Genomic DNA, 14,546 nt, shown 5'->3' with positions numbered 1-14,546 from the left:
TTTCAATGATTTGGCCGGCCGTTTCCCCTTGTTAAGGTTATGCTTCTACTTTTTGATTGCTTGCTTTATTTTACATATATAAATTATTTTCTATAAGTAAATCATGATTGAGAAGGGAAGTCTATGAGGTTGATCCTTCGTCAGTGCCAAACACGAAAAGCCCGGCGGTTGGGCCGGGCATTGTAAGAGTTAGAGTTCGGCGTGTTTCAAATGGAGGATTGGCCCGCCAGACCGCTTGCCTTGCTTGCCAATATCCGGAGTTCCTGGCGAATCTGGGTGAGCTTTTGCGCATCGAAACGTGCGCTGGGTATGGCGATATTGAGAGCTGCCTGACTGGGGTCTCCGGGTAACTGTGGGAGGGCGATGGCAAGGCCCACGATGCCGGGAGTGAACTCTTCCTCGACGTAGCCAAAGCCTTCCGAACGGCTTCGTTCGATATCTCTCCAGAGCCGTTCAGGTGAGTGGATGGTTTGCGGCGTAAACTTTTCGAAGGTTAGCCGCTCCAAATAGGCCTCGATCTCATGATCTAGACACTTAGCCAAGATCGCCTTTCCGGCAGAGACGGCGTACAGCGGTGCCACGTCTCCAAGCTGCATTGTATAAGAAAGGGCGTGGCGACCGGCGACTGTTGCGACAACTTCAACCGTATCATCCTTGCGAATGTTAAGGCTGCACGTCTCATTGATGGTGGCACTGAGCTCGTTCAGGAGTGGGCGAAAAAGGCTCGTGATATCAGATCGGGTGTTCAGGGTTGCCGCGAGTTCGCCGAGCTTTGGTCCGAGGACATACCCTCGCTTTTTGGGTGCGATGTAGCCACGGTCCTCCAGCGTTCCTAAAAGGTGAAACAGGCTGCTTTTGGGGATGTCGAGTGCTTCTGCCAATGCGGATGTGTTTAATGGCATTGGTGCGTCGGCAAGAACTTCCAACAGATCGAGCGTCCGTTCGGCGGACTTGACTTTCTTGAGTGATGCCATTCTCATATCTCTAATAATTTATATTTGTAAATATATGACTGTTTGATCTGGAGTTTCAAGCAGAAATAGATCCGCATTCGCTTTCCTGATGTGGGAGGCACTCATCGGACGGCTGGAAGGCTACCTGAGGTGGCCCGAGGAGGTTTACATGACGGAGAAGGCGAAGAGATCTGTCGACGGGCTTTTAGCCGGCGCGACGGTCGTGGCCCTAGGAGCAGGTGCGATAGTAGAGGCCTTGTCCTATGATCCCGGTAGTCTGAGGCAAATTGGGCCCGCAGTTTTTCCGGCTGCGCTTGGGGGCTTAATGATTGTTCTCGGGCTTCTCATTTTCATCAAAGATTGGCGGCCGGTTGAGCGAGGCAGCACCAGCGCTGTCAGTTGCTTTGTGTCGCGCAAAAGCATCCCTTTCAGAGGGTTGATCTTCGTTACCGCTGGAGTTGTGGCGTTTGGTTTTGTCCTTGAGTGGATTGGCTTTGTGCCTGCCATCGTGTTCGGGGTCTTTCTGACAGGCCAGGCGGATGGGGAACTGTCCCTGCGGGCAACGCTTCTTCTGGCGGTCGGACTTGCTGCAGTTTGCAGCCTTGTCTTCATCATGTTTCTGCGGTTGCCGCTTCAAGTTCTGGTGATTTAGGAATGGAGCTATTCTCCAACCTTGCCCTCGGGCTCTCGGTCGCGTTTTCTTTCTCGGCACTTGCTTATTGCACTCTTGGAGTGACACTTGGCATGGCGATCGGCGTACTTCCCGGGATTGGCCCGCTCGCGACTGTCGGAATGTTGCTTCCACTCACCTTCTATGCAGAGCCGACTGAAGCCATCATCATGCTGGCAGGTATCTATTACGGGTCCATGTATGGCGGTTCGACTGCATCGATTTTGTTAAACCTTCCAGGGACTGCGGGAGCGGCAGTGACTTGTTTGGATGGCTATCCAATGGCATGTCAGGGGCGTGCTGGGGTTGCGCTCTTTATTACTACGATTGCCTCCTTTTTCGGTGGGGTGGTCGGCATCTTGATGTTGGCGACCTTCGCGCCGGCTTTGGCACGTGTCGCATTGAGTTTTGGATCGGCTGAATATTTTTCGTTGATGGTTGTTGGGCTAATGGCCGCAGCGCTGGTGGGTGATGGTTCTCCGCTGCGCTCCACCACATCTGTCGTACTCGGTCTTTTGATCGGAGTTGCCGGTACGGATGTGAACAGTGGCACTTGGCGTTTTACCTTCGGATTTCCTGCCCTCAGTGACGGGATCAATCTGGTGGTGATTACGACAGGGCTCTTTGGTATCGCTGAAGTGATCAATAACGCGGGAAGGATTGGTCAGGGGGAAGTTCGTCGTGTCAAGGTCGACTGGCGGTCAATGCTGCCGACGCGCGATGATTGGCGAAAGTCCATTCTGCCGGCGTTGCGTGGAAGTGGGATTGGGGCGCTTCTCGGCATTCTTCCTGGCACTGGGGCTGCGCTTTCCACCTTCGTGGCTTATGCGATGGAAAAAAAGGTGAGCAGAACGCCGGAGCGCTTCGGGCAGGGGGCCATCGAAGGGGTGGTGGCGCCGGAAGCAGCCAACAATGCTGCCGCGCAGGCGGCTTTTATTCCGACGCTCAGTCTTGGAATTCCTGGTGACGCCATTGTAGCGATCGTACTTGGTGCATTAATCATTCATGGCGTCGTGCCTGGACCGCGGCTTGTGGTTGATCAGCCGGAACTTTTCTGGGGGCTGACGGTCAGTTTCTTGATAGGTAACATACTGCTGCTTGTCCTGAATCTTCCGCTAATTGGCTTGTGGGTGAAGATCCTGACTATTCCCTACCGCTATCTTTATCCCGCGATTCTCACCTTCATTTGCATAGGCGTGTATTCCATCCGAAATTCGGTTGTCGATATCTATCTTGCAGGCTTTTTCGGGCTGGTCGGCTTTTTAATGCAGCGTTGGCGTTTCTCACCGGCGCCGCTGTTGTTGGGATTGGTGCTGGGGCCTTTGATGGAAACGAACTTACGTCGAACGCTGCTCTTGTCCCGTGGTGACCCGCTGGTCTTTATCGAGCGGCCGGTCAGTGCTGCCATTCTGATTGTCGGTCTTGGACTGATGGCAATTGTGGTCAGCCTTAGCTTGCGGAAGCACCCTAAGTTCTCATCTGCAAGTTGACCTATTCGATTGGTTGGCAGAGCCCAAGCCTGCAGCGCGACGACGACCAGGCTATTAACCGATTAGTTCAGGGGTCGCGTCACGAAGACATAAACTTGACCATCACGCCGCGCTGGCGAAAGTAAGCCTGCAGTAGTTTTCGGCCGGAACGATTGTTCTGGACCAATCTGGAAGGATCTAGGTCAGTCTCTTTCGCGCCTTCCCGCTTCAGCGCTGCCTTGAGAGCTGCGATATGCAGGTCAATGTCCGTATTGTCCGCCTGAAGGGATTCATAAATGCGGTTCTTTGCATCCGCTACGCTCAATTCGTTCACTGGTGTATTCCTGTCGCTGTTTGATTGGCGATTAACACATTTTTGGGGTTATGCCAAAGAGAGTTGCTGGGACACATCGAACGGCGTTGGACGCGTTTTGGCTATGTGAGGCTCTTTGCCGTTAGCGCTTTGCTAATCGCGTCTTGCCGGATTATCCGGTTCATCCCGAAAGCCGACGTAGTGGACGCAGCGAGTCATGCTCAAACGGAACACCTGAAAAACAAAATTGTTTGGATTTTGTACGAGATTACTGGATTCTCGAAACTGGTTCACGGAATGTTCCTGCAAGAAACTGCAGGGGCACAAATCGACAACATGAGAAAAGGTGTTGAGTTTAAAGGGGAAGGTGGAGGAGAGGAAGGGATTCGAACCCTCGAGACGGTCACCCGCCTACTCCCTTAGCAGGGGAGCGCCTTCGACCACTCGGCCACCTCTCCAACAAGGCTGATTTACGAGTATTGGGTTTGGAGATCAAGACGTTTTTGCCCTATCCACATCAAAAGTCTTCCTTTCTCAGCCGCTTGTGCAGCAGGGCGTCATTTGATGCATTTCAAGCTCGGGTCAGATGGGGGCTTGTCGCGCGTCAGGCGACGTCGTCGATGATGATTTGCAGGCGGCCTCTCTGGCACGGCTCTATGCGTGCTTCCACCTGATAGACGTCGCGCAGCAGCTGTGGCTTGAGGATCTCATTCGTCAGGCCAGCTGCAGCCACCGTGCCCTTGTTGAGAACAATTGCCTGATCCGTGAAGCGCAGGGCATGGCCGAGATCGTGCATTGCCAGGATGATCAGGATCTTGTGCTCGTCCGCGAGATTTCTGAGGATGCGCAGCAGATCGATTTGACGATGCAGGTCAAGTGCTGATGTCGGCTCGTCGAGCAAGAGGATCTCAGGCTCCTGAACAATGGCCTGGGCGGCGCTCACGAGTTGGCGTTGTCCACCGCTGAGGTCGGCAATGTTTCGCTGGGCCAAGGCCGATATGCCGATGTACTGTAGCGTGTTTTCCACTTGAGCCAGGTCTTCATCGGCAACGCGTAGGCTTCGGCCCTGCATGCGGGACAGAAGCACAGCTTCGTAGACACTCAAGGCGGCAGAGACGCCGGTGTCCTGTGGCATGTGGCAAATCGGCCTGTCCTTGCTGTGGCCTTCCAGATGCACGGTGCCAGCCCCTTTGAGGTGACCGAGAATGCGGCGGAACAGAGTTGATTTTCCCGCGGCATTCGGCCCGAGGAGTGCGACCAGCTGGCCGCCCATCAGCGTGTCTGTGGAAACATTTTCCAAGATGGTTGTTTGACCATAAGCTGCCGAGAGTTTTTCCAGACGCAGGCTCACCATGGCTGGGACCTTCGATTGAGGATCAAATACAGGAAGAACGGAATGCCAACGAGAGAGGTGACAATCCCGATCGGGATGATTGTGCCCGGGATGATGATCTTGGAAAGCACAGAGCCGACGGAGAGGATCAAAGCACCGCAGATGGCGGCTCCGGGCAAGAAGAAACGCTGATCTTCGCCGACCAGAAGGCGGGCAATATGGGGTCCGACAAGTCCGATGAAGCCGATGGTGCCGACGAAGGCAACGGCAATAGCTGCCAGCAGGGATACAAGCACCAGGACTTCGAGGCGAATGCGCTTCGGGTTGACACCCATGCTTTGGGCCTTGGCGTCGCCCAGGCGCATGGCGGTGAGCGCCCAACCGTGGCGGGTGAGCAGCGGCAGCACGACAATCAGGACGGTGGTGGTGATCCAGAATTTCGGCCAGGTGGCTTTGGTCAGGCTGCCCATGGTCCAGAACACTACGGCGGACACGGCCTGCTGGCTGGCAAAGAACTGGATCAGCGCCATCAGCGAATTGAAAATGAAGACCATGGCGATGCCGAGCAGCACGATTGTTTCGATGGTAACGCCGCGCCGCATGCTCAGGGCATGAATGAGGAACGAGGTCAGCATGGCCATGACAAAGGCGTTGATCGGGATCACGTAGTCAATTGCCGGGGGGAACAGCACAATGCCGAACGCCAGGGCGAGGGCTGCGCCAAAGCTGGCGCCAGCGGAAATTCCGAGTGTGAACGGGCTTGCCAACGGGTTGCTCAGGATTGTCTGCATCTGAGCGCCTGCAACCGAAAGACTGGCACCAACAACAATTGCCATCAGGGCGACCGGCATGCGGATGTCCCACAAAATGACACGGATCTGGTCGGATACGATGCTCGGTGAGACAAGGGCGGTGACGACCTCCCCCAGACTGTAGCGCGCGGGCCCGATCGCGAGGTCAACGCAAACGCTCAGGCAGAGGGCTGCGGTCAAAAGTGCCAGGATGATTTGCCGACGCAGCACCAGGGCGCGGTAAAAACCGCGCCCTTCGACTTTTGCGTCCAGCGGGCGCACTTCAGTTTCCATTGAGCGAGACCCAGTATCCCGGTTCGTAATCCACGGGTAGGAAACGGCTGTGGAGCTCTTTCATGGTCGCTTCCGGATCAAGGCCGGCAAACAGCTCAGGGTGCAGCCATTTGGCCATTTTCTGCACGGACACAAAGTAGTAGGGGCTGTTGTAGAACTGGTGCCAGATTGCATGGAAGTTGCCGGTTTCAACAGCAGAAATGCCGGTCATGGCTGTGCGCTTGGTCAGGTTGAGAAGCTTCTTCTGCGCTGCTTTCATATCTGACCCGGGCCCCATGCCGACCCAGTTGCCACCGGGAACATAGGCATCCCAATTCCCCCCGGTGACGACGACATGGTCCGGGTTGGAGGCGATGATCTGTTCCGGGTTCAGTGTGCCGAAGGTGGCCGGGATGATGTCCTTGGCGATGTTCGTGCCGCCGGCCAGCTCGACATATTTGCCGAAGTTGCCGTCGCCAAAGCTCATGCAGCAATCGTCGGAATAGCCACCTGCGCGGTCGACAAACACAGTGGGCCGTTCGCTCACTGAAGATTCAACGGCTTTGGTGACACGCCCCAGCTGTTCTTCAGAGAAGGCGATGAACTCTTCGGCACGGGCTTCTTCGGAAAGAAGCTGGCCCATGATGCGCATGGACGGCGTGGTGTGCTCCAGTGGTTTTTCGCGGAAATCGACATAGACGATCGGGATGTCGAGGGCGGCGAGCTTGTCGTCGTAACCGGCATCTTCGGTTGCAGGCCTGGCTTCGATATTCATCAAAATGACGTCGGGCCGCAGGGCTGCGGCCTGTTCTACATCGAATGTACCGTCCTTGAATCCGCCAAACGTTGGCAGGTCTCTCAGATGAGGGAACTTTGTCTCGTAGCGGGCATAGCTGTCCGGATCAGCCTGGGAGAAGTCCTGGCGCCAACCCACCACATTCTTGAAGGGGTCATCCGGATTGAGAACGCCCAGCAGATAGATCTGGCGACCTTCGCCGAGGATGATCCGGTCGACAGGGGCATCAAGCGTGACTTCACGACCGGCGATATCGGTGATCGTGATTTCATCAGCCTGGACTGGGGAAAGTCCGAGACCGACGGTCATGGCAAGAGAGCCGAGAACAAGAGAGCGCAACACCAAATTTTACCTCCGGAAAGGCAAGCGTGCCTTGTGCATGCTTGCAGGGTGAGACAGGGAGGTACTTATTATGAACTAAAAACTCAAGAAATATGAGAGGCGATTTACAGAGTTTCCAAAGATCTGGCTCTGTTTGCGCCAAGGGCAATTCGTCCCTACGCCTTTTGATGGGCGCAGGGATGGTTGAGGTGGGTTTGGTTATCGCAATCTCATGGACGCAGCAGGATTTTGCCGGACTTGCCGGCGGTCAGGCTGGCTTCGACGGCAGACTTGATATCCTCAAGCGGAAAGATACCGCCGGCGGACAGGCGCAACTCGTTCTTTGCGGCCAGGGTCACAAGCTCGACGATCAGTCGCCGTTTCTCATCTGCCGGCATGTCGCCGATGACGCGCGAGCCCCAGAAGCCTTTGACCACCAGGTGTTTGGAAATCATCGTCATGGCGGACAACTGCAGCGGTACACCGGCGCCGGATCCGAAGACGACCAACAGGCCATCGACACCGAGCAGTTCGGCAATGTCTTCGACAACTGGCCCCCCAACAGAATCCACGGCGGCACGGGCGCCTGTATCACCAATGATGGTGCGCGCCTTGTTTTGCCAGCCGTCTTCGCTCGTCGATAAGACATTGGCAAATCCGAGGTCTTGCAATTCGCTCACAGCCTCTGCGCGGCGCACCAGGTTGAGTGTGTTGATGCCACGAGCTTTGGCAAGATCTGCGAAAACCTTGCCAACTGTTCCGTTGGAGGCGGTCTGGATGACCCAGTCGCCTTTCTGGACATCGAGGAACTCTAGCAGCGCCAGTGCGGAGAACGGCATGGCGATGAGCTGGCAGCCGACCTCATCGGAGATCTGATCCGGCAGCGGGACGATGGCTTCAGCCTTGGCGGTGAAATACGCGCTCCACGAAGCTTGAACGCCAGCTGCGACAACGCGCTTGCCGATCAACTCGGTGTCGACGCCTTCACCGACAGCCTCGACAATTCCCAAGGCTTCCGTGCCGCCCTGAGCGGGAAGGTCGGGCTTATAGCCGTATTTCCCGCGCGTGGTCCAAAGGTCATGGTTGTGGATGGGGGACAGGACCATACGCAGAAGGACTTCACCGGCAGCGGCAGACGGCTTGTCAGTGTCTGAGACATAGAGAACGGCTTCGGGCTCGCCGAATGTGACATAGGCAATGGTTTTCATGGATTTTGTCCTTTAGGGAGGAGGTTGGCTGGCCCAGCTCTTCGATCGTCAGTCAGGTCGGAGAGCCTAGCCAACGGCAGTTAGTGGAAGCATGTAGCGTCGGCGCGTGTCAGCTAAAACGGCTCTCAGCGGTGCCGGGCTCCGAGACAATTTGGCAAGGATGGCTGCGCCAACCCATTGTCCGTAGAGCAATGGGGCCGTTTCTTGCGGCGATAGCTCCAGCTTAATGGATCCATCCGCAGTGCCCTGGTTCAGAAGATCCTTCAGTCTGGCGAGCAGGGTGTCGACGCCTGTAACAAGGATGGCGCGCATGTCCTCTGACAGGTCGCTGATCTCTGCAGAGAGCTTCACCACAAGGCAACGGTTGGCCATGGAGACAGACAGATCCTCAGGGATCGCGGCGGCGAAATAGGCCATCATCCGTTCACTTGCGGGGCGGGCAGGGCTCCCCTGCGCTGTCACCCTGTCAAAGGCGGTAAGGTAGTCATGGAGATAGGCCTCCAGCATTGCGCAGCCAAATGCTTCTTTGGAGCTGAAGTAATAATAGAAGGATCCCTTGGGGACGCCGCTTGCGTCAAGGATCTGCTTCAGGCCGACGGCTGAATACCCCTTTGCAAGCACGAGCGATTGTCCTGCCTGGAGGATTTTCCGTCGGGTCGCCTCTGATTTCTGGTCCTGCTTCATGGCGGCGGTGTAACTTGGAAATAGACCGGTCGTCTAGTTATTTTTCAGACCGGTTTACAGACGGTTCTTAGACGTTGACGCCAAGGGTTGAGGAGTTGAAGTTCTACGGGGGCAGGCAGTGAAAACCGCTCGTGGAAGGAGCGGTTTTCATGTCAGTGTCGTGCTGTCCTACTGCGCGGCTTCCGGTGTCAGATGGAGAAACTGCACGTCATGCATCTGGCGATAGCGGCCATTCTTTGCCAGCAGCTCCGAATGGGAGCCTTGTTCGAGAATCTGGCCCTGATCCACCACGACGATCCGGTCTGCCTTTTTGATGGTCGCCAGACGATGGGCGATGATCAATGTTGTCCGTTCGCGGGACAGGTCATCCAGACTTGCCTGAATTTCCCGTTCGGTTTGGGTGTCCAGTGCGGAGGTGGCCTCATCCAGGATCAGGATTGACGGGTCTTTCAGGAAGATACGCGCGATGGCCATGCGTTGTTTCTGACCGCCGGAGAGTTTCACCCCTCGCTCGCCGATGACTGTGTCCAGACCTTCGGGCATTTCCTGCAAGACGGAGGTCAGACGGGCACTTTCTATGGCCTGCAGGATCTCCTCATCACTGGCGCCAATCCGGCCATAGGCAACGTTTTCACGCAGTGAACCGCCAAAAAGGAAGACGTCCTGTTGAACGATGCCTATCTGTCGGCGCAGGGACGACATGGTCATGTCGCGAATGTCGATGCCGTCGATGCTGATGGCACCGTCGGAGACTTCATAGAAGCGCGGCAGGAGCGAGCAGAAGGTTGTCTTGCCAGCGCCAGATGGGCCGACGAAGGCCACTGTCTCGCCCGGCTGGATCGTCAGGTCGACGCCATTAAGAACGGTTCGCGACTCGGAATAGCCGAAGCCGACGTTGTCGTATCTGATTGCGCCGGTCAGATGCGAGACGGCTTGTGCATCGGGCCGGTCTGCGATGTCTGGCTGGGTTTCCATCAGGTCGAGATAGCGGCGGAAACCGGCGATACCCTTCGGGTAGGTCTCGATGACTGAGTTGATCTTTTCGATGGGCCGGAAGAACACGGTTACCAGCAACAGGAAGCCGACGAAGCCGCCGTACGTCAGATGTTCTATAATGACGAGATAACTGCCGGCCAACATGATGACCAGCTGCACCAGACGCATGCTCATGTAGTTGAGCGAGGTGGAGGCGGCCATGATCTTGTAGGCTTCAAGCTTGGTCTTGCGGTAGTTGGCGTTGTCGAGCGCGAAGAGTTCGCGTTCGTGCTCCTCATTGGCAAAGGCCTGAACCAGTCGCATGCCGCCGACATTTTCCTCTACCCGGACATTGAAGTCGCCAACGCGAGCATAAAGGGCGCGCCAGTTGGTTGTCATGCGGCTGCCATAGCGGCTGGTGACAAAGGCGACGGCCGGTACGATCAGAGCGGTCAGAAGGGCCAGATGCACGTTGACCCAAAGCATCAGCATGAACGCGCCGATAAAAGTCATGACCGCAATGAACAGGTCCTCCGGACCGTGATGGGCCACTTCGCCGATTTCTTCCAGATCCTTGGTGACGCGTGCAAGCAGATGCCCGGTCTTTTGATTGTCGTAGAAGCGGAAGGAGAGCTTCTGCAGATGCTGGAATGCCTTGCGGCGCATGTCGGTTTCAATGTTGATGCCAAGCATGTGGCCCCAATAGACGACAATTGCCGTCAGGGCGGTGTTTGCCAGATACAGCACCAGCAGGCCTATCGCTGCCAACACGATGAACTGCCAGTTCCCCGAAGGCAAAAAGTCATCGACAAAGACCTTTACCGCCACCGGGAACGTGAGTTCCAGCAACCCGGCGAGAACGGCACAGCCGAAGTCCAGATAGAACAGGTTCTTATAGGGCGCGTAATAGGCGGCGAAACGCTTGAGCATGAGGTCCTGAACTGGGTTGGGTAAGGTGAATTGCTTATAGGGCTGCGGTGGCGAGCGGTCGATTGCGGCTAACGCGAATTCCCTCTTCCGTTGCACAAAAGCCATATCAAGTATGGCCCACTCAACAGGCTGGCGAACAGGCCCAATGGCAACTGGTAGGGAAAGGCCAGCATACGGGCGAGCCAGTCGGATAGACCAAGCAGGGCTGCGCCAAGCGCCAGACTGGCGAGAATATGGCCACGACCGCGGGAGAGCCCGAGCAGACGCGCCAGATGAGGTGCCACAAGGCCGAGAAAGCTCAACGGGCCGACTGTCAGTGTCGCCAGTGCGCTCATCAAGGCTGCCAGTACGATCAGGACGCCACGAGCCGGTGCCAACGATAGTCCGGCTGCGCGGGCGGTCATGTCGCCCAGTGAGAGCAGATCCAGCCATCGGGCGACAAGTATCAGCGGCGGGACCAGAACGACAACTCCGGCTGCGATGGCGAGGGCACCGGAAAGGGTGATGTCATTGGTTGCTCCACTGAGCCAGACGACGAGCTGAAAGGAGACCGGTGTTCCCATCGCGATGACGGCAGACAGGATGGCGCTGGCAAAGGCTCCGATTGCGACGCCGGCCAGGAGCAATCGCTCTCGGTTAAAACCATTGCGTCGGGACAGCAGCAGGATCACGCCGAGCCCGATGAATGCGCCAACGCTGGCGCAGAGCAGTTTCAGCGGTGGGGAGGCAAAGGGAGCAACCAGTAGAAGCAGACAGAGACCGACGCCGCTGGATGCGCCAATGCCGAGAACTTCAGGACTGGCGAGCGCATTTCCGGTCAGCTTTTGCAGGATCAATCCGGCCCCGGCCAAAAGGGCGCCGGCACTCAGTGCTGCAATCAAACGCGGAAGGCGCCACGGCAGCATGTCGGCAAGCTGAGAACCAAGGCTGAAATGCCAGCCATCGGGGCCTCTTCCGACACACAGACCGATGACGCAGATCAGGGCCAGGCCAATGGCCAACCCAAGTAAGATCTTTCCGGGGGCATGGATGGCCGGGGCGGCTTGCGCGGCACTTGTCGGTTTTTCACCTGGTTGCAGCATGGAGAGACGGGGCAGAAGCCACAGAAGCAAGGGCCCACCAAGCAAAGCGGTGACAGCACCGGCGGGCACCCGGTCGTAGTCGAGCCCGATGGTCAGCGCCAGAATGCTGTCGGTCAGCGACAGAAGGGCCGCAGAAATCACCAGCGCGGCCGCAATATGCTGGCCCATAGTGCGCTGGGCGCCTAGCCTTGCAAAGGCCGGTCCAGCGAGGCCGATAAAGGCGATGATCCCCAAGTGGGCGGTGACGATTGAGGCCAGGAGCGTGGCGAGCCCGAGGACGCCGAGCCGCATGGACGTCACTGCCAAACCGAGACTGCGGGCGCTTTTGTCATCAAGGCCGAGAATGGCCAGCGGTCGCAGAAGCAAAGCGGAAGCCATGGCAGTCAGAACGAAGACTGCGGCGATCACCTGTGCCGGGTACCAATCCTGCTGGACCAAAGATCCACCACCCCAGACGAAGAGCGAAAAGACATAGTCGCCGTTGAAGATGATCAATGTGGCTGTGGCGGCTGCGGACATCAGTGAAATCATCATGCCGGCGAGAACAACGGCGATCGGGTCGAGCCCACGACGCCAGGTCAGAGCGAGCAGCAGGGAAACGGCGATCAGGCCCCCGAGCAGGGCTGCGCCCTCACGGCCAAACACCAGCAAGACAGGGACATGCAAAGTGGCAAGGGCGAGGGCGAATTGCGCCCCGGCCGTGATGCCCAGCGTGGCTGGTTCAGCAAGAGGGTTGCGTAGAACACGTTGCAGCAGAACGCCGGACAGGCCGAGAGCTCCGCCTGCGAGGAAGCCCATGAGAATGCGCGGAAGCAGCGAATAGGAAAATGCAACAGTGTCCAGTCGACAGGCGAGGTCGCATTGTTCCGGTGAGGCCGGCGAGCCCAACATCACACGTACCGTAGCAAACAGCAGTGCCAGACCCAAAAGCGAAACGGGCAAAATGCCTAGTCCTGACAGAGGGGGGCGGGGAACGGTTGGTGTCGTCGTGGGTGAGGTTGAAGCGAGGTTAGCCATGGGCCAGCCTTTTCAGGCCCTGTGCCATTTCACTTGCAATTGCAATGGCAGTCGGCAATGCGCCGAAATGATTGTGAGCGCCCAGCCAGACCGTTCGGTTCTCACGGACCATCGGCAATGCCGACCAAAGGCGGCTTCTCTGGATACCCTCAACGATATCACTGGCGACAGGTCCGACGATGACAAGTGCTGCCTCCGGATGCTTGGCAAGCGCGGTTAGAGGAACGGGTGCGGAAGCGGAATAACTGGTCTGGCCATCCCAGGCATTTTGCAGTCCGAGGCCTGCGACCACCCCGCCGATGAGACTGTCGGAACCAAACGCCCGGAAATGGCGGCTGTCACCCAGATTGATGGCATAGACCGGACGACCGCCGAGGGAATTTAGCTGCTCACGGTAGGCTTGCAGGGTTTTATCTGTTGCCGCCACCAGCTTCTCGGCTTCGGTTTCCAGAAAAAGGATCTCGCCGAGGCTTTGCGTTGCCTTCTTGGCGAGTGTCAGCGCTGGGCTGCCGGGCTCATAGGTTGTGACGGAGGCTACTGGGGCAATTTTCTCCAACAGACCGCGCATGCCCTCATAAAACTGGGAAATCAGGATGAGGTCGGGGTTGGAAGTCAGAAGGAGTTCGTAGTTGGGTGCGCCACGCAGTCCAAGATCGACCGTCGATTGTGGCAAGGTCTTGCCAAGAGACAGGCGGCGGTATTGCCGCAACTCGGTGGCAGCCAAAGGCGTCAGGCCAAGCGCCAAAACTGTTTCCAGAAGTGCCCAGTCAACAACAGCGATACGCTTTGGCCTGTCGGCAGCAAGGCCAGCGGAGGACCACAGGCCAAGCGGCAAGCTTGCGGCCATGGCTTGCAGTATTCTTCTGCGGCTGAGGGGCGCTACAGGGTGTCTCATTTGACAAAGCCGATGGGCGCGCCGGTGTCGGGATGATTGAAGATGCCCATATCCAGACCGTAGATGCGGGCGAGAACATCCTCGCGCATCACGTCCTCCGGTGGGCCGGCAGCAATTACTCGGCCTTGTTCCAGAGCGATAAGCTGATCGGCCAGACGCGCTGCCATGTTGATGTCATGCAGCACGACAATCGCGCTCAAGCCCCGTTCGCGAGACAGGCGGCGGACGAGCTGCAGCATTTCGACCTGGTGGGGAATATCGAGGGCGGACGTCGGTTCATCGAGGAGAAGACAGCCGGTGTCCTGCGCCACCATCATGGCCAGCCAGGCGCGCTGGCGTTCGCCACCAGAAAGGCTGTCAACCGGGCGAGACGCGTAAGTCAGCAAGCCGGTTGCCGCAAGGGCGGAGTGAACCATTTCGTCGTCGGACTTTGAAAAGCGCCCCAAAGTGCCGTGCCAGGCGAACCGTCCAAGCGCGACGAGGTCCGTCACGGTCATGCCATCAGCTGGTGGGGTGAATTGCGGCATGTAAGCCAGTCGACGGGCAAGCTCTTTATCGCCGTATCCTTCCAGCGACTTGCCTTCAAACAGCAGGGAGCCGGAGGAGGGAGCAAGCTGGCGGGCCAGCAGATTGAGCAGCGTCGACTTGCCGGAGCCGTTCAGCCCGATCAGGCCGTAGACCTTGCCGCGCTGAAGAGAAAGATCCAAGGGCGGGATGATGTCCCGCCCCTGACGTTGAAACCGAATGCCCTGCAGGTGGAACAGGGGCGTGTCCTTTGGCTGTCCGGCAGCGTTGCCGTTGGCTGAGGTCATGGTCGTCCCTTGTTCTTTCCCCCT

General features: G+C 57.4%; 13 protein-coding genes and 1 tRNA gene. 2 read left to right on the top strand and 12 right to left on the bottom strand.

The window, feature by feature from the left end; translation table 11 throughout:
* Window positions 1-206: 206 nt before the first annotated feature.
* Window positions 207-974, bottom strand: a complete 768-nt coding sequence (locus J0X15_RS05670) for an IclR family transcriptional regulator (protein WP_231710299.1) — start codon at window positions 972-974, stop codon at window positions 207-209.
* A gap of 88 nt (window positions 975-1,062) precedes the next feature.
* Between J0X15_RS05670 and J0X15_RS05665 the strand changes: the two genes are divergently transcribed.
* Entirely contained in the window at window positions 1,063-1,605 is a 543-nt protein-coding gene (locus J0X15_RS05665; protein ID WP_331461881.1) for a tripartite tricarboxylate transporter TctB family protein, read from the top strand.
* Window positions 1,606-1,607: 2 nt separating this feature from the next.
* Entirely contained in the window at window positions 1,608-3,113 is a 1,506-nt protein-coding gene (locus J0X15_RS05660) for a tripartite tricarboxylate transporter permease (RefSeq protein WP_206938841.1), read from the top strand.
* A 79-nt stretch (window positions 3,114-3,192) separates the two neighbouring features.
* On the opposite strand, the gene J0X15_RS05655 is transcribed toward J0X15_RS05660, so the two are convergent.
* From J0X15_RS05655 to J0X15_RS05605, 11 genes are all read right to left on the bottom strand, one after another.
* Window positions 3,193-3,426, bottom strand: coding sequence for a hypothetical protein (locus J0X15_RS05655; protein ID WP_206938840.1), 234 nt, complete (start codon window positions 3,424-3,426; stop codon window positions 3,193-3,195).
* Window positions 3,427-3,773: 347 nt separating this feature from the next.
* Window positions 3,774-3,863 (bottom strand) — tRNA-Ser (locus tag J0X15_RS05650).
* A 146-nt stretch (window positions 3,864-4,009) separates the two neighbouring features.
* On the bottom strand, window positions 4,010-4,759 hold the full coding sequence (locus J0X15_RS05645) for an ABC transporter ATP-binding protein (RefSeq protein ID WP_209015102.1): 750 nt from the start codon (window positions 4,757-4,759) through the stop codon (window positions 4,010-4,012).
* Entirely contained in the window at window positions 4,753-5,823 is a 1,071-nt protein-coding gene (locus J0X15_RS05640; RefSeq protein ID WP_206938837.1) for a FecCD family ABC transporter permease, read from the bottom strand. Before J0X15_RS05640 ends, J0X15_RS05645 begins: the two co-directional genes overlap by 7 nt.
* On the bottom strand, window positions 5,813-6,907 hold the full coding sequence (locus tag J0X15_RS05635) for an ABC transporter substrate-binding protein (protein WP_209015145.1): 1,095 nt from the start codon (window positions 6,905-6,907) through the stop codon (window positions 5,813-5,815). The genes J0X15_RS05640 and J0X15_RS05635 overlap by 11 nt, the downstream gene beginning before the upstream one ends.
* 242 nt (window positions 6,908-7,149) lie before the next feature.
* On the bottom strand, window positions 7,150-8,127 hold the full coding sequence (locus J0X15_RS05630) for a zinc-binding dehydrogenase (RefSeq protein ID WP_206938833.1): 978 nt from the start codon (window positions 8,125-8,127) through the stop codon (window positions 7,150-7,152).
* A 66-nt stretch (window positions 8,128-8,193) separates the two neighbouring features.
* Window positions 8,194-8,811: a TetR/AcrR family transcriptional regulator gene (locus J0X15_RS05625; RefSeq protein WP_206938830.1), complete on the bottom strand. Its 618-nt coding sequence runs from the start codon at window positions 8,809-8,811 to the stop codon at window positions 8,194-8,196.
* 168 nt (window positions 8,812-8,979) lie between these two features.
* Entirely contained in the window at window positions 8,980-10,716 is a 1,737-nt protein-coding gene (locus J0X15_RS05620) for an ABC transporter ATP-binding protein (protein ID WP_206938829.1), read from the bottom strand.
* 68 nt (window positions 10,717-10,784) lie between these two features.
* Window positions 10,785-12,740 (bottom strand): Fe(3+)-hydroxamate ABC transporter permease FhuB, encoded by a 1,956-nt coding sequence (gene fhuB, locus J0X15_RS05615; RefSeq protein ID WP_206938827.1) that lies wholly within the window; start codon window positions 12,738-12,740, stop codon window positions 10,785-10,787.
* A 67-nt stretch (window positions 12,741-12,807) separates the two neighbouring features.
* Window positions 12,808-13,662: an iron-siderophore ABC transporter substrate-binding protein gene (locus tag J0X15_RS05610; RefSeq protein ID WP_206938825.1), complete on the bottom strand. Its 855-nt coding sequence runs from the start codon at window positions 13,660-13,662 to the stop codon at window positions 12,808-12,810.
* 44 nt (window positions 13,663-13,706) lie between these two features.
* A complete protein-coding gene (locus J0X15_RS05605; RefSeq protein ID WP_206938823.1) occupies window positions 13,707-14,522 on the bottom strand; it encodes an ABC transporter ATP-binding protein in 816 nt (271 codons plus the stop codon).
* Window positions 14,523-14,546 lie beyond the last annotated feature (24 nt).

It is taken from the genome of Roseibium limicola, assembly GCF_017313085.1.
Classification (GTDB): Bacteria; Pseudomonadota; Alphaproteobacteria; order Rhizobiales; family Stappiaceae; genus Roseibium; species Roseibium limicola.
The sequence above is the reverse complement of the archived record's forward strand: the minus strand, read 5'-3'. Positions and strand labels throughout refer to the sequence as shown.

What these genes read in the sequence shown, in the direction of transcription:
- J0X15_RS05670 (WP_231710299.1), bottom strand. Translation starts at nt 974, where the DNA reads ATGGCATCACTCAAGAAAGTCAAGTCCGCCGAACGGACGCTCGATCTG.
- J0X15_RS05665 (WP_331461881.1), top strand. Translation starts at nt 1,063, where the DNA reads ATGTGGGAGGCACTCATCGGACGGCTGGAAGGCTACCTGAGGTGGCCC.
- J0X15_RS05660 (WP_206938841.1), top strand. Translation starts at nt 1,608, where the DNA reads ATGGAGCTATTCTCCAACCTTGCCCTCGGGCTCTCGGTCGCGTTTTCT.
- J0X15_RS05645 (WP_209015102.1), bottom strand. Translation starts at nt 4,759, where the DNA reads ATGGTGAGCCTGCGTCTGGAAAAACTCTCGGCAGCTTATGGTCAAACA.
- J0X15_RS05640 (WP_206938837.1), bottom strand. Translation starts at nt 5,823, where the DNA reads ATGGAAACTGAAGTGCGCCCGCTGGACGCAAAAGTCGAAGGGCGCGGT.
- J0X15_RS05635 (WP_209015145.1), bottom strand. Translation starts at nt 6,907, where the DNA reads ATGACCGTCGGTCTCGGACTTTCCCCAGTCCAGGCTGATGAAATCACG.
- J0X15_RS05630 (WP_206938833.1), bottom strand. Translation starts at nt 8,127, where the DNA reads ATGAAAACCATTGCCTATGTCACATTCGGCGAGCCCGAAGCCGTTCTC.
- J0X15_RS05625 (WP_206938830.1), bottom strand. Translation starts at nt 8,811, where the DNA reads ATGAAGCAGGACCAGAAATCAGAGGCGACCCGACGGAAAATCCTCCAG.
- J0X15_RS05620 (WP_206938829.1), bottom strand. Translation starts at nt 10,716, where the DNA reads ATGCTCAAGCGTTTCGCCGCCTATTACGCGCCCTATAAGAACCTGTTC.
- J0X15_RS05610 (WP_206938825.1), bottom strand. Translation starts at nt 13,662, where the DNA reads ATGGCCGCAAGCTTGCCGCTTGGCCTGTGGTCCTCCGCTGGCCTTGCT.
- J0X15_RS05605 (WP_206938823.1), bottom strand. Translation starts at nt 14,522, where the DNA reads ATGACCTCAGCCAACGGCAACGCTGCCGGACAGCCAAAGGACACGCCC.